Source organism: Nonomuraea sp. JJY05, from assembly GCF_043496855.1.
In the GTDB taxonomy this organism is placed as follows: Bacteria; Actinomycetota; Actinomycetes; order Streptosporangiales; family Streptosporangiaceae; genus Nonomuraea.
In genome coordinates, this window is the sequence record NZ_JBIEIS010000003.1 from 142687 (window position 1) to 156536 (window position 13850).

Consider the following 13850-nt stretch of genomic DNA (forward strand, 5'->3'; position numbering starts at 1 on the left):
TCACCACCAATCGGTGCAGCGAATGGCGGGCGGCTGGTGGTTGCCCCACCTCAAGCACGCCCGGAATTTCCAGTTGGCGTCGGAGCTGGTGCGCTGGGCGGCGCTGGTCTTGGTCTGTCCGCTGGAGCTCACCTCGAACGGGCCGCACTGGAGCCAGGTCCTGCCGCCGTCCCGGGTCCAGTCCATCCACACAGTGTCAAGCCACTGAGTGTCCCCACCCAGGTGAGCCCAACCGCGGGTGACGCCACCGATCCGGCCGTAGTAGAGGGTGGCGGTCCGTCCGAAGATGCCCACCGGGGCCACTGGCGCCGGCGTGCCCCGCAGGGTGTCGGGAATGTCGACGAAGCCGTTGGCGCCCCGCTCACACTCCTGCGGCGACGCGGCGGCAGGGGACGCCCCGGCGACGACGACCTGAGCCGTGATCAGGCCCGTGGCGAGCGCGAGGACCAGCCCTCGACGGCGAATCCGGGTAAGCATACGATTTCCGTCCTTCCTCTTGCGGATCGCGGAACCGACGCCGCGCGAACCCGCCTTTTGGGCGGGGAACGACGCGACGCATCGAGTCAACCAAGGACGGCTGTCGTATCCCTTTCCCGGCGCTGTCGCGCCTGCGTTCGAGCAGGCAACCCGTCACACCCGCAGGACGGTGACCTCACGGCCGGACGGCGTGGTCGCCTGCCCGAAACCGCCGCGCTCCTTCCAGGGCGGGGCCTCCGGGCGCCGGTCGAAGACCACCAGCACGCCGGTGTCGAGGCTGAGCCGGTCCAGATAGCGGTCGAGCTGCGCGAGACCGTCGGGCAACGGGTCGTCGCCGCCCGCCCGCCAGACCTTCAGCTCCATCGCCTCCCGCTGCATCAGCCGCTTCTGATAGCCGTGTGATCACTCTAAGTGGCGAGAGTGCGGCGGTATCCCGGGAATCGCAGACGGTGCGTTGCTGGCCGGGAGCCCCGGCTTGGACGTACGCTCGGCCCGTTCCCCGAGGACTTCCCCGAGGAGGGCCGCATGACCGTACGCGTGGAGCGCGAGGGACCGGTCACCACCGTGGTGATCAGCAGGCCGGAGGCGCGTAACGCGGTCGATCGCAAGACGGCCGACGCGCTGACGAGCGCGTTCCGTGACTTCGAGGGCTCCGACGCCGCCGTGGCGGTGTTGTGGGGCGAGGGCGGCACGTTCTGCGCGGGCGCCGACCTCAAGGCGCTCGACAACCACGTCGGCGAGGACGGCGACGGGCCGATGGGCCCGACCAGGATGCGGCTGTCCAAGCCGGTCATCGCCGCCGTGTCCGGGCACGCCGTCGCGGGCGGGCTGGAGCTGGCCCTCTGGTGCGACCTGCGGGTGGCCGAGGAGGGGGCGGTCTTCGGGGTGTTCTGCCGCAGGTGGGGGGTGCCGCTCATCGACGGCGGCACCGTACGGCTGCCCCGGCTCGTCGGCGCCTCGCGGGCGATGGACATGATCCTCACCGGCCGGCCCGTCGAGGGGCGGGAGGCGTACGAGTGGGGGCTGGCCAACCGGCTCGTGCCCACCGGCACCGCCCGGCGGCGTGCCGAGGAGCTGGCCCGCGAGATCGCCCGCTTCCCGCAGACCTGCCTGCGCGGCGACCGGCTGTCGGCGCTGGAGCAGGAGGGGCTGAGCGAGGAGGAGGCGATGCGCAACGAGCTCCGGCACGGGCTCGTCTCGCTGCCCGACGCCGTGGGCGGCGCTGCCCGCTTCGCGGCGGGCGCGGGCCGCCACGGAGACTTCGGCGATCTCTGACGTAGCCGGGGTCGCCGTCACCGAAGTTTTGTCGCCCCGCGTTGCTATAGATGGCGCCATCAACTGACACCTCTAGAAACAGGGCGTTCGATGGCATCAGTGACGTTTCGCGATGAGACTGCGACGGGCCGGGAGCTGGAGGCGTTCTCCCTGCCCGGCCTCCCCGAGCGGATCTCGGCCCGGGAGCTGGTACGGCTGCGCGTGCGCGAGGAGGTGGCCCGCCACAACGCCGCCCCGGCGCATCATTTCCGCGGCCTGGTCAAGCCGAGCGACGCCGAGGTCGAGCTGAACGGCTACCGGATGCGCACCGCTCGCAGGCTGGACTGGGCGAAGCAGGCCGACGCCGCCGAGGCCGCGTTCGCCCGCAACGGATTCCTGCTGCTGGTGGGCGACCGGCAGATCGAGGACCTGGACATCGAGATCGACCTGACCGTCGATCCGGTGGTGTCCTTCGTCAAGCTCGTCCCCCTGGTCGGGGGCTGACGTGAACTACGACATTCTTCGCGACTCTCCGCTCAACAACCACTACGACATCGTCTATCTGGCCAACGACCACAAAGAGGTGTTCGAGCGGTTCGACTCCGCCTTCGCCGCTCATCAGGCCTTCCAAGTGGAGGAGTACGACGAGAGCGAGTTATGCCTCTTCGCCGTGTGGGCGCAGATGCGGCTCAGCCTCGGCTGGGACGGCGGCCACGACCACGACGAACGCCGGCTCGACGCCATCCGCGAGGCGATCGCCCACCTGCCGGAGGTTTCCAAGGCGGTGGTCACCCAGCTGTGGAGCGCGGCCAACGGCCTGATGACCTGGCGGCACACCAACTACGCGGAGCTGTACCGGCTGCCGCTGGCCGCCACCGCCCGGCTTCCCTACCACGAGCGGCGCGTCGTGCTGAACTCCCTGCCCAGGTGGTTCGCCCAGTACTGGAAGCCCGCCTGGCAGGTCCTCCGCGAGCCGATGGAGGCGCTGCTCACCGAACCGGAGACCGACGATCCCGGCGCCATGGTCCGCAACATCATGTGGGAGGACGACGCGTTCGCCACCCGGATGATCGCCGATCACGCCACCCGCCTCACCGCTCCCGAGGTCCTGCCGTTGCTGCGGCACTGGAACACCGCCACCGCCTCCAAACCCAGCGCCAGGTGGATCGGGCGGGCCGGCGAGTCGCTGACCCCGCAGGCCGCCGACCTGATCGAAGACATCCTCGGCCAGGTCGTCGCCCACCGCGAGGTCACACTCCGGCACCCCACCCGCGACGGCGAATGGAGCGAGACCGTCTTCCTGCGCGAGCGCACCGCCGTACCGCTGCGCGGCATGGTGTGGACCTGCGAGCTGATCGACAAGCCGTGGGTGACGGCGCTGCTGGGCGACGTCGCTGTGGCGACCGGCACCGGGATCGGCGGCTCCGGCGCCAACGCGCGCAGCGAGATGCTCGCCAACGCCGCGATCGGGGTGCTGGCCCGGCGCGGCGGCCTGGAGGTGGTCGCCCAGCTGGCCCGGGTGCAGGCCAAGGTGCGCAAGAAGACCATCCTGGCGGGCGTGACCAGGACCCTGGACGCGGTCGCCGCGCAGAGCGGGTTGTCGCCCGAGCAACTGCTGGAGCGCACGGTTCCGACCTTCGGGCTGGGTCCCGACGGCACTCGCGCCGAACACGGCCTGCGGCTGACCCTCGATGGCGTCGTGGGCTTCGTCGACCCCTCCGGCAAGATCCGCAAGACGATCCCCAAGGCCGTCCGCGAGGAGCACAAGGACCTGCTGGCCGAGCTCAAGGCCACCGCCAAGGAGATCAAGAAGGTCCTGCCGGCCGAGCGCTTCCGGATCGAGCGCGCACTGGCCGCCGAACGCGTCTGGCGCTGGAGAGAGGTGTGCGAGTACTACCTCGACCACCCGGTCACCGGCTCCTTGGGCAGAGCCCTGATCTGGGAGATCCGCCAGGGGCCGGCCGGGCGCCCGGTGCTCGTGGACGGCACCTGGGAGCTGACCGACCCGGCAGGGCGCCGCATCCAGCCCGACCCCGACACCCCCGTACTCCTCTGGCACCCCCTCTCCCACAGCATGGAAGAAGTGCGCGCCTGGCGCGACCACCTCATGGAGTACGGCCTGCGCCAGCCGTTCAAGCAGGCCTTCCGCGAGGTCTACCTGCTCACCCCCGCCGAGGAGGAGACCCTCGACCACTCGCGCCGCTTCACCGGTCATCTGCTGCGCTACGGCCAGGCGAAGGCGTTGCTGACCGGACGCGGCTGGACCGGGATGACGCTGGGCCACTGGGGCTGGGAGTACGGCTCCGACCAGGCCGAAGCCACCAAGGAGCTCCCCGGCGGCCTGGTCGCCCACTGGGGCTTTCACCTGGACGAGGGCTCGTTCGAGCGAGACGACCTCGGCACGGTGTCCATCTGCGTCAGCGGCGATCTCCACTTCACCGACGGCAGCGGGCGCCGGGTCCCGCTGACCGAGGTGGCCCCGTTGACGTTGTCGGAGGCGCTGCGTGACGCCGACCTGGCCGTCGGCGTCACCTCCACCGGACTGGACCCCGAGGGGGACGGCGAGTACTGGCAGTCCTACGGCTTCGGCGACCTGACCGAGACCGCCCGCATCCGCCGTGACGCGCTGGCCCGGTTGCTGCCGCGCCTGGCCATCGCCGACCGCTGCGCCATCGCCGACCGGTTTCTGCGCGTCCGCGGTGACCTGCGCACCTACAAGATCCACCTCGGCTCGGGCAACATCCTCATGGAACCCAACGACGCCTACCTGTGCATCGTCCCCCGCCGCGGTTCCGGCGACCCGGTCTTCCTGCCCTTCGAGGAGGACGGCGGCATGTTGTCGATCGTCCTGTCGAAGGCGTTCCTCCTGGCCGCAGACACCGCGATCACCGACCCGTCCATCACGCTCCAGATCCGGCCCTGAGCGGCGCCGCGGGAGGGACTCCCGCGACCCGCACGCCGGAACCCGGCTCTACCCCAGCACGGGGAAGTTGGCCCGGATCACGCCGTGCGGGTCGCGGGAGCGCTTGAGGTCGCGGAGCCTGGCCAGCGACTCGCGCGGGAACGCCGCCGCGGCCTGCTCGCCGCCGTGCAGCATCGTGTACGGCTTGCGCCCGCTGCTGAACGGCACCAGCGCCTTTCCCAGCCGTTCCAGGCGCTCGGCCGTCGCCTCGGTGGGCTGGCCGATCGCGTAGATCAGGTACGGCTCGTCCAGGTGCCCCGCGGCGCCGCCACCGTCGGCGGGCCTGGACAGCGCGCCGCCCAGGTGCCGGATCTGCACGCTGATCAGCGGGTCGATCGGCTCGCCCAGCAGCACGCCGGCCACCTGGTCGTCGAGCCCGGTCAGCAGCTCGCACCGGCTGGCGCCGGGCTGGGGATCGGTGGGCTCGTCGCAGATGGATCCCAGCTCGGCCACCGGCAGCAGCCGCCGGTTGTCGCTGAGCGCGCCGCCGATCAGCTCGAAGGGCCGCAGCAGCGCGCCCGGGTCCCGGCCCAGGTACGTGCTGTCGATCATGACGAACCCCGGGCCGCCGGGGATCTGCAGCAGGTCGAACCAGACCGTCAGCTCGTCCGGCGCGCTCGCGGTGACCTCGCGGTAGGCGGCCAGCACCTCGGGCGCCCGCTCGATCGGCCACATGATGCGCCCGCCGTACAGGGAGGGGGCGGGCCGCAGCTCGAACTCCATCGCCGTCACGACCGCGAAGTCACCGCCGCCGCCCCGCAGCGCCCAGAACAGCTCGGGGTCCCGCTCGGCCGTCACCCGGATCCGCCGGCCCTCGGCGTCCACCGCGTCGAAGGCCCGCACGCTGTCGGCGGCGAAGCCGTACTTCCTGCTGAACCAGCTCAGCCCGCCGCCCAGCGTGTACCCGGTCACGCTGACCACGGGGGAGCTGCCCGCGAGGCCGGTCAGCCCGAGCGGGCTCGCCGCCGCAAGCACCTCGCCCCACTTCACACCCGCGCCGACGCGCGCCACCCCGTTGTCGATCTCCACTCCGCCCAGGCCGCCGGTCCGCAGCAGGATCGTGCCCTCGGTGTCGCCGGAGGCGCCGTGGCCGCTCGGCTGCGCGGTCACCGACAGCCCGTGCAGGCGGGCGTAGCCGACCGTGGCCGCCACGTCGTCGGCGTCGGCCGCTTCGACGACCGCGCGCACCTGCTGGTCGACGGCCAGGTTCCAGGGCCTGCGCGCCTCGTCGAAACCCTCGTCACCGGGGAGGAGCACGCGGCCGGTCGTCAAGTTCTTCAGCTCGTTCATGGATCAAGCATGCGTTTCGGCACTTGAGAAGGATTTGAGGTTGACTTGGGGTTCGTGGAGTTCAGACTGTTCGGTCCGCTTGAGGTGGACGACGGCGACGGCAACCGGCTCGACCTCGGCACCCGCAAGCAGCGGGCGGTCCTGGCCCGGCTGGCCCTCGAACCCGGCCGCGTCGTGCCGCTCGACCGGCTGATCGAGGAGCTGTGGTCGGGGGAGGCGCCGGCCAAGGCCACGGCGACGCTGCAGGCGTACGTCTCGCATCTGCGGCGGGTGCTGGAGCCGGACCGCAAGCCGCGCACGCCGCCCCGGGTGCTGCTCACCCGCGAGCCCGGCTACGTGCTGGACGTGACGCCCGGCCAGACGGACGTGGGCCGCTTCGCCGCGTGGACCGCCGACGGGGCGCGCCTCGTCCGGCAGGGGCGGCACGCGGAGGGCGCGCGGGTGCTCGACCGGGCGCTCGCGCTGTGGCGGGGGGAGCCGCTGGCCGAGTTCCCCGATCTGGCGCCGGCGGCGTCCGCGCGGCTGGACGAGCTGCGGCTCGCGGCCGAGGAGGACCGGCTGGAGGCCCGGCTGGCGCTCGGCGAGGCCAGCCTGCCCGACCTGGAGGCGCTGACGGAGGCGCACCCGTACCGGGAGCGGGCGTGGGGGCTGCTCGTGCTCGGGCTGTACCGCGCGGGCCGCCAGGCCGACGCGCTCGCGGCGCTGCGCAAGGTACGCGCCCTGCTCGCCGACGAGCTGGGCATCGAGCCGGGGCCCGAGCTGAGGCGGCTGGAGCAGGCGGTGTTCGAGCAGGCGCCCGAGCTCGACCCGGGCAGCACCCCCGCCCCCGACCCCGCTCCCGCACCCGTCCCCGCGGGTCCGGCGTCCGACAGGCTCGTGGCCAGGGAGAGCGAGCTGCGAGTCCTGGAGGAGCTGCTGTCGCGGGCCAGGCACGGCAGGGGCGGGCTGGCGCTGGTCACCGGCGAGGCGGGCATCGGGAAGACGAGCCTGGCCAGGGCCGTCGCCGACCTGGCCACCGCCAGAGGCTTCCGGGTGGAGTGGGGCCGCTGCCTCGACGGCGGCACGGCCCCCGCGTTCTGGCCGTGGACCCGCGCGGGCCTGATCCCGCCGTCCCCGCAGGCCGAGCTGTTCGACCTGTACGACGCCGTGCTGGCGGAGCTGCGGACCGGCCCCCTGCTCGTGGTGCTGGAGGACCTGCACTGGGCCGACGCCTCCTCGCTGAAGCTGCTCGGCCACGTCGCCGGCGAGCTGGCCAGGACCTCCGCGCTCGTCGTGGCCACGCTCAGGCCCGAGCCCGGCGACCACCCCGAGCAACTGCGCGAGACCCTGGGCACGCTGGCCAGGGAGGGCCGCAGGCTGCCGCTGGCCCCGTTCGACGCCTCGGGCGTGCGCGACTACCTGCGCCTGCGCGACGTGGCGGCCGACCCGCAGGAGCTGCTCGACCGCTCGGGCGGCAACCCGTTCTACCTGACCGAGCTGCTCCGCCTGCCCGAACCCGAGCGCCACCTCGTCCCGCCCGGCGCCCGCGACGTCATCGAACGCCGCCTGGCCCGCCTCCCCGAGCCCACCCGCGACCTGCTCGGAGCCGCCGCGGTCGCGGGCCGGGAGGTGGAGCTGGACCTGCTGACCGCCCTCGTGGACCGCCCCGTCGAGGAGGTCATGTCGCAGCTGGAGCCCGCGCTGGCCGCCGGGCTGCTGGCCCAGCTGCCGGCCGGGGCCGCCGACTACCGCTTCTCCCACGCCCTCGTACGGCAGGCGCTCGACCAGGGCCTGACCCGCCTGGACCGCGCCCGCCTGCACCTGCGGGCCGCCGGGCACCTGGAGACCCTGCCCGGCGCCGACCCGGCGATCCTGGCCGGCCACTTCGCCGCCGCGGCCCGGCTGGGCGGCGCGCCCAAGGCCGTCACCTACGCCGCCCGGGCCGCCGGACAGGCCGCGGAGCGCCACGGCTACCAGGAGGCCGTGCAGCTGTGGCAGCTGGCGCTCGACCACCTGCCGCCCGGCGACTCGCCCGAGCGCTGCCGCGTGCTCACCGAGCTGGGCCAGGCCCGCCGCACCACGGGCGACGCCGACGGCGCCTACCGCGACCTGACCGAGGCCGTCGCCCAGGCCCAGCGGCTCGGTGACCGGGACGCGCTCGTGGCGGCGGTCTCCGTCTTCGGCGGCCTGTCGGTGTGGAACTGGCGCCCGTACGGCGTCGTGGACGAGGACATGGTCGCGATCCTGGAGGACCTCCTGGCGGGCGACCTCGACGACCGGTCCAGGGCCGCGCTCCTGGGGACGCTCGGCATCGAGCTGCACTACGGCCCCCGGCGCGCCGAGGGCGAGCGGCTGGCGCTCGACGCCGTCGGCCTGGCGCGCCGCTCCGGCGACCCCATGCTGCTGGCCAGGGCGCTCAACAACTACCTGATCGCGAGCTTCGTACCCGGCCGCAATCCCGAGCGGCTGGCGGCGGCCGAGGAGATGCTGGCCGTCCCCGGCCTGCCCAGGGAGGCCAGGCTGGTGGCGCGGGTGCTGCGCATGTCGTGCCTGCTGCGCGCGGGCGAGCTGGCCGAGTGGAGCAGGGACCTGGCCCGCTGCGAGCAGCTGCTGCACGAGGTCGCCCGGCCCGAGCTGGAGGCCATGGTCCGCGTGGCGCAGACCGCCGACCACGCCCTGCACGGCCGGTGGGCGGAGGCCGAGGCGCTGGCCGAGCACTTCCCCAAGATCTCCTTCGGGGCGAGCCTGTGGGGCCAGGAGGCCCGCCGCCTCGGCGTCCTCTACACCTGCCGGCGCGGCCAGGGCCGGGTGGCGGAGCTGCTGGACGAGCTGGTGGCCGCAGGCGACCGCCCGCTCATGAGCCTGGTGCGCCCGCTCGCCATTCTGGCCTCCCTGGACATGGGCCGCGCCGAACAGGCGCGGCAGCTCCTCGGGCGGTGGGGCGTGGACCTGCGGGAGGACTGGTCGGCCGACTTCTTCTTCCCGGTCTGGGGTCTCGTGGCGGCCCAGCTCGGCACCCCCGACCCCGGGGAGATGTACGAGCGGCTGCTGCCGATCGCCGATCAGCCCATCGTCCTGGGCACGGGCAGCGCGGCCCTGGGCTGCGTGCAGGACGTGCTGGCGGAGCTGGCGCTCCGGCTCGGGCGCACCGAGCAGGCGCTGGAGCACAACCAGGCGGCCATCGCCAGGCATCGGCGGCTCGGCCTGGCCTACCTGGAGTCACGCAGCCGTGCCCGCCGCGCCGAGCTGGCGCCCTGAGCCCTGTGGTCCGGGCCCTGTCGCCTGGGCCCCGTCGTCTGAGCGCTGTCGGTGGCCCCGCGTATCGTGACCCGTATGCCTGACATCGAGGTCGCGGGTCACGAGGTCCGCATCACCAGCCCCGACAAGGTGGTCTTCCCGCAGTCCGGCCACACCAAGCTCGACCTGATCCGCTTCTACCAGGCCGTGGGCGAGGCGGCGCTGCGGGGCGTCCACGGGCGGCCGATGGTGCTCAAGCGGTTCGTGCACGGCATCGAGCAGGAGGCGTTCTTCCAGAAGCGCGCCCCGGCCAAGCGGCCCGACTGGATCGAGGTGGCCGAGCTGAAATACCGCTCGGGGCTGAGCGCGGAGGAGGTCGTCTGCACCGACCTGGCCCAGCTGCTGTGGGTGGTCAACCTCGGGTGCGTCGACCTCAACCCCCATCCGGTGCGCGCCGACGACCTGTCCAGGCCCGACGAGCTGCGCATCGACCTCGACCCGGTGCCGGGCGTCGAGTGGGCCGACGTGCTGGCCACCGCGCAGGTGGCCCGCGAGGTGCTGGCCGACCACGGCCTGGTCGCCTGGCCCAAGACGTCCGGGTCGCGGGGATTCCATGTCTATGCCCGCATCGAGCGGCGCTGGCCGTTCGCCAAGGTCCGCAAGGCGGCCGAGACGGTGGCCCGCGAGGTCGAGCGGCGCGCGCCCGAGCTGGCCACCAGCCGGTGGTGGAAGGAGGAGCGGCACGGGGTGTTCGTCGACTTCAACCAGAACGCCTACGACCGCACCGTGGCCTCCGCCTACTCCGTGCGGGCCGTGCCCGACGCCCGGGTCTCGACGCCGCTCACCTGGGACGAGGTGCCCGGCTGCCGCCCCGAGACGTTCACGATCGACACCGTGGCCAAGCGGCTGGCCGAGGCCGGCGACCCGTGGGAGGACATGGACCTGCACCCGGGCTCGCTCGACTCGCTGCTGGAGCTGGCCGAGGAGCTCGGCCCGGCGCCAAAGCCGCCCAAGGGCAGCGGGCGCAGGCAGCAGACGATGCCCGTCATCGAGATCGCGCGGGCGGAGCACAAGGAGGAGGCGCTGGCCGGGTTCGAGCAGTGGAAGGCCCGCCACCCGGCGGTCGCCGCCCGGCTGGAGCCCGCCGACGTGCTGGTCGACGGCATGCGGGGGCGCAGCAGCGTGTGGTATCGCATCCGGGTCAACCTCCAGCACGTGCCGGAGGCGGAGCGGCCGGCGCAGGAGCCGCTGGAGGTCGACTACGACCCCTGGCGCGGCGCAGGCCCCCCGGAGCGCTGAGCACGCGCCGACCCCGGAGCGCTGAGCACGCGCCGGGTCCCCGGAGTGCTGAGCATGCTCCGGGGAGAGGCGTCAGCGGCCGGAGATCAGGTTCGCCAGCCGCGCGAACGGTGACGTGGTGGTGCCGTGGTCGTTCTCCTGCCGGTCGGCGGCGCGGAAGAGCGCGTAGATGAGCTGCACGCCCGTCCACCGCAGCGGCTCGGGCTCCCACTGGCGCACCTGGCGGCCCACCCAGGGCAGGGCCGTCAGCTCGGTGTCCTGGCGCAGCACCAGGTCGCGCAGGGTGCGGCCGGCCAGGTTCGTGGTCGTGACGCCGCTGCCCACATAGCCGCCCGCCCAGCCGAGGCCGGTCGCGTGGTCCAGGTGCACCGTCGAGCACCAGTCGCGCGGCACGCCCAGCACGCCGCACCAGGAGTGCTGGATCCGCGCGTCCGCCGCCGCGGGGAAGAGCTTGACCAGCATCCGCCACAGCAGCGCGACCGTCTGCGGCTGCGTGGCGCCCCGCACGTCGGTACGCGAGCCGTACCGGTAGGGCACGCCCCGCCCGCCGATCGCGATGCGATCGTCGGCGGTGCGCTGCGCGTAGATGTAGGCGTGCGCCTCGTCCCCGAGCAGCTCGTTGCCCTGCCAGCCGATGTGCTTCCACACCTCGGGCGGCAGCGGCTCGGTGACGATCATGGAGCTGTTCATCGGCAGCCACTGCCGGTGCTGCCCGGACAGCGAGGCGGTGAAGCCCTCGGTGGCGCGGATGACGTAGTCGGCCGTGACCGCCCCGCGCGTGGTGACCGCCGCCGCCTGGCTGCCGTCCCGCCGCGGGATGATCTTCGTGACCGTGGTGTCCTCGAAGATGTCCACCCCCAGCCGGGTGACCGCCTCGGCCAGGCCGACGGCCAGCTTGGCGGGCTGGATGCGGGCGCAGTGCGGCGAGTAGGTGGCCTCCAGCGTGCCCGCCACCTGCACGCGTTCGCGCTGCTCGTCGCGGTCCATCAGCCGCAGGTCGTCCTCGCCGTAGCCCCAGGTGCGCAGGTCCGCGAGCTCCTCGCGCAGCCGGCGCCGCTGGGCCGGGTTCGTCGCGACGTGGACGAGGCCGCCCTTGTGGATGTCGGCGTCGATGGCCTCCTCGCGGGTCACCTCGATGACCTCGTCCACGGCGTGGAACATCGCGTGCTGCAGATCGATCATCGCCTGCCGGCCGCGCGCCTTGGCGTGCCGCTTGCGCGACCCGGCGAACTCCGCCGACAGCCACCCGCCGTTGCGCCCCGACGCCCCGAACCCGGCGAACTCCTTCTCCAGGATCGCGATCCGCAGCCCCGGTTCGGCCTTCTTCAGGTAGTACGCGGTCCACAGGCCGGTGTAGCCGCCGCCGACGATGGCCACGTCGTACGAGCGCGGCCCCGGCAGCGGGGGACGCCGGTCCGGCAGGCCTATCTGGCGGTACCAGAACGAGACACCGCCGTTGGCGAAGTCCTTGGTCAGCGGAATATCTCTCATCGAACTTCCTTGAGGGGATATGCAAGCCTTTTCAGGCGGAAGTGGTGGGCGGGGAGACAACCCAGAGGATCTCGGCGGTTTCGTCACACTCGTTGAGAACCCGGTGGGGGACCGATGTGCGGTACTCCACGCTGTCCCCAGGCTTCAGCACGTGTGCGGTGGTGGAGCCGTTGGGACCGAGCCAGAGCGTGACCTGCCCGCGGAGCATCAGGAGGATCTCCTGGGAGTCGCCGTGGGTGTACGGTTCATCCCCGGTGGACGAGCCCGGATCGAACTCCGCAGCGTAGATTTCCACGTTCTGGAGCGGACGCTGGGAGATCAGAAACTTGCGGGTGCCGGGAGCGGTGTGCAGCTCCGGACGTGCTTCTCGGCGCACCACGCGGTGGCCGATCTCGTCCGCCTCGTTAAAGAGATCCGCGACCGTGAGCCCAAGCGCCGAGGCGATGCGCCGGAGCATACCGATGCTCGAGCTGGTCTGCCCGCGCTCTAATTGGCTGATGAAGCTCGCGCTCGCCTTGGCCTGGATCGCGAGAGCGCGCACGGTCATGTGGCGCATGTTGCGGTAGGCCCGGATTCGCGCGCCCAAGCGGGCGTTCTCCGGCTCCGTCATCACATCGTTCCCATGGAGACGCCCGCCTTCAGACGAGGGGGGAACTGGCGTGCGGTCTGCATGATTCCTCCTGATAGGCGTATCCGTCCGCCCGTTGCAGAAGGCGGATGTGACGGTGGTGGCACTCGCGTCCAACTTGGTGCCGGCTGGTGCTGGTAACACATGGGCCCTCAACCAGCTGGGCTGAAAGCCCACGTCCTTGCACGGGGGATCCGGTTACCGAACCTCTCGATTGGCGCTACTGAACAGGTTGTTAAGTGGCACTGAAGCACCGTACAGAGGCATGGGGACACCATCAAGCAAAAGGCGAGTAACGAGTGCGTAAAGGAGGCTCAGCCGCGGGTGGGGCGCTCGTAGCCCTCGTCGCCCCCGTAGACGTGCAGGTCGGGGTCCTGTTCCGGCTGGTTGGCGGGGCTGGTGGGCGAGGCGGTGTGCTCGGAGGCGAAGTCGTCGGAAAGCTCGACCGGCGGCGGGAAGAGGTGGTCGCGCCAGGTGATCCGGCCCTTGGGCTCGGCGTCGGTCAGCAGCTCGCCGGCGCGCTGGGCCGCGTACAGGCTGCCGGGGAAGCGGACGGGCAGGCAGGGGCGGTGCAGGCCCTTGGCCTCCAGCCAGGTCCTGAGCAGCTCCTCCGTGGTGAGCACCTGGGGGCCGCCGTACTCGATCTCGTCCATGGCGGGGCCCTCGGCGATCAGCTCGTTGAGGCGGGCCGCCACCTCGCCCGTGTGGATCGGCTGCCAGGGCACCGAGCGGTCCACCGCGAGCACCGGCAGCGACTCGAAGTCGCTCAGCCGCCGGTCGAGCGCCTGGTGGAAGTGGGTGGCGCGGAGGATCGTCCAGCCCAGCTCGCTCTCCGCGATCAGCCGTTCGGCCTCCAGCTTGTGCCGGAGGTGGCCGCTGGCCACGCTGTCGGCCCCGACGCACGAGGTGTACAGCAGGTGCGGGTAGCCCGCCTGGCGGGCGGCGGCGACCAGCTTGCGCGTGCCGGCCACGTCCACGGCGCCGCGCCCCTTGCGGCCGCCGGTGGCAAGGTGGGCGATGACGTCCACGTCGCGCACGGCCTCCTCGAGGCCGTTGCCGGAGACGAGGTCGCCCCACATCCACTCGACGTTCCCGCGGCTCTCGCGCTTGGTGCGGCTCAGCGCCCGCACCCGGTGGCCCGACCTGAGCAACGCGGGCAGCAGGGCGCCGCCCAGCGTGCCCGTGGCTCCCGTGACCAGAATGCGCATGAAGCCCCACTACCCGCGAATGCCC

11 protein-coding genes are annotated in these 13850 nt (G+C 72.6%); 5 read left to right on the forward strand and 6 right to left on the reverse strand.

The features are described 5' to 3' along the window. Both ACFKCF_RS04760 and ACFKCF_RS04765 read right to left on the reverse strand, forming a co-directional pair. A complete protein-coding gene (locus ACFKCF_RS04760; RefSeq protein ID WP_394490985.1) occupies positions 1-477 on the reverse strand; it encodes a hypothetical protein in 477 nt (158 codons plus the stop codon). 153 nt (positions 478-630) lie between these two features. After that, positions 631-855, reverse strand: coding sequence for a hypothetical protein (locus ACFKCF_RS04765; RefSeq protein ID WP_394490987.1), 225 nt, complete (start codon positions 853-855; stop codon positions 631-633). 147 nt (positions 856-1002) lie between these two features. Here ACFKCF_RS04765 and ACFKCF_RS04770 point away from each other — a divergent pair, with 147 nt between their 5' ends. The 3 genes from ACFKCF_RS04770 to ACFKCF_RS04780 all read left to right on the forward strand — a co-directional run bounded on the left by ACFKCF_RS04770 (position 1003) and on the right by ACFKCF_RS04780 (position 4654). After that, positions 1003-1752, forward strand: coding sequence for a crotonase/enoyl-CoA hydratase family protein (locus tag ACFKCF_RS04770; RefSeq protein ID WP_394490989.1), 750 nt, complete (start codon positions 1003-1005; stop codon positions 1750-1752). 90 nt (positions 1753-1842) lie between these two features. Continuing rightward, entirely contained in the window at positions 1843-2235 is a 393-nt protein-coding gene (locus ACFKCF_RS04775) for a hypothetical protein (protein WP_394490991.1), read from the forward strand. Position 2236: 1 nt separating this feature from the next. Continuing rightward, on the forward strand, positions 2237-4654 hold the full coding sequence (locus ACFKCF_RS04780; protein ID WP_394490993.1) for a DUF4132 domain-containing protein: 2418 nt from the start codon (positions 2237-2239) through the stop codon (positions 4652-4654). Positions 4655-4702: 48 nt separating this feature from the next. On the opposite strand, the gene ACFKCF_RS04785 is transcribed toward ACFKCF_RS04780, so the two are convergent. After that, the gene (locus tag ACFKCF_RS04785) at positions 4703-5983 is read right to left on the reverse strand and encodes an FAD-binding oxidoreductase (RefSeq protein ID WP_394490995.1); all 1281 of its coding nucleotides are present in this window, start codon (positions 5981-5983) and stop codon (positions 4703-4705) included. 54 nt (positions 5984-6037) lie between these two features. On the opposite strand from ACFKCF_RS04785, the gene ACFKCF_RS04790 reads away from it, so the two are divergent. Together ACFKCF_RS04790 and ligD are read left to right on the forward strand one after the other, a co-directional pair. After that, a complete protein-coding gene (locus ACFKCF_RS04790; protein ID WP_394490997.1) occupies positions 6038-9220 on the forward strand; it encodes a BTAD domain-containing putative transcriptional regulator in 3183 nt (1060 codons plus the stop codon). A gap of 75 nt (positions 9221-9295) precedes the next feature. Further along, on the forward strand, positions 9296-10498 hold the full coding sequence (ligD, locus tag ACFKCF_RS04795; RefSeq protein WP_394490999.1) for a non-homologous end-joining DNA ligase: 1203 nt from the start codon (positions 9296-9298) through the stop codon (positions 10496-10498). 72 nt (positions 10499-10570) lie between these two features. Here the strand turns inward: ligD and ACFKCF_RS04800 are convergent, their stop codons facing one another. The 3 genes from ACFKCF_RS04800 to ACFKCF_RS04810 form a co-directional block, all read right to left on the reverse strand. Continuing rightward, complete coding sequence (locus ACFKCF_RS04800) at positions 10571-11989, reverse strand: NAD(P)/FAD-dependent oxidoreductase (RefSeq protein WP_394491001.1); 1419 nt, start codon at positions 11987-11989, stop codon at positions 10571-10573. A 31-nt stretch (positions 11990-12020) separates the two neighbouring features. Then, positions 12021-12599: a helix-turn-helix domain-containing protein gene (locus ACFKCF_RS04805; protein ID WP_394491003.1), complete on the reverse strand. Its 579-nt coding sequence runs from the start codon at positions 12597-12599 to the stop codon at positions 12021-12023. Between the two features lie 332 nt (positions 12600-12931). Next, positions 12932-13825: an SDR family oxidoreductase gene (locus ACFKCF_RS04810; RefSeq protein ID WP_394491005.1), complete on the reverse strand. Its 894-nt coding sequence runs from the start codon at positions 13823-13825 to the stop codon at positions 12932-12934. Positions 13826-13850 lie beyond the last annotated feature (25 nt).

Excerpts from the sequence above, each read along its gene's own strand:
- ACFKCF_RS04775 (WP_394490991.1), top strand. The coding sequence starts at position 1,843 with ATGGCATCAGTGACGTTTCGCGATGAGACTGCGACGGGCCGGGAGCTG.
- ACFKCF_RS04770 (WP_394490989.1), top strand. The coding sequence starts at position 1,003 with ATGACCGTACGCGTGGAGCGCGAGGGACCGGTCACCACCGTGGTGATC.
- ACFKCF_RS04810 (WP_394491005.1), bottom strand. The coding sequence starts at position 13,825 with ATGCGCATTCTGGTCACGGGAGCCACGGGCACGCTGGGCGGCGCCCTG.
- ACFKCF_RS04805 (WP_394491003.1), bottom strand. The coding sequence starts at position 12,599 with ATGACGGAGCCGGAGAACGCCCGCTTGGGCGCGCGAATCCGGGCCTAC.
- ACFKCF_RS04785 (WP_394490995.1), bottom strand. The coding sequence starts at position 5,983 with ATGAACGAGCTGAAGAACTTGACGACCGGCCGCGTGCTCCTCCCCGGT.
- ligD (WP_394490999.1), top strand. The coding sequence starts at position 9,296 with ATGCCTGACATCGAGGTCGCGGGTCACGAGGTCCGCATCACCAGCCCC.
- ACFKCF_RS04760 (WP_394490985.1), bottom strand. The coding sequence starts at position 477 with ATGCTTACCCGGATTCGCCGTCGAGGGCTGGTCCTCGCGCTCGCCACG.
- ACFKCF_RS04800 (WP_394491001.1), bottom strand. The coding sequence starts at position 11,989 with ATGAGAGATATTCCGCTGACCAAGGACTTCGCCAACGGCGGTGTCTCG.
- ACFKCF_RS04765 (WP_394490987.1), bottom strand. The coding sequence starts at position 855 with ATGCAGCGGGAGGCGATGGAGCTGAAGGTCTGGCGGGCGGGCGGCGAC.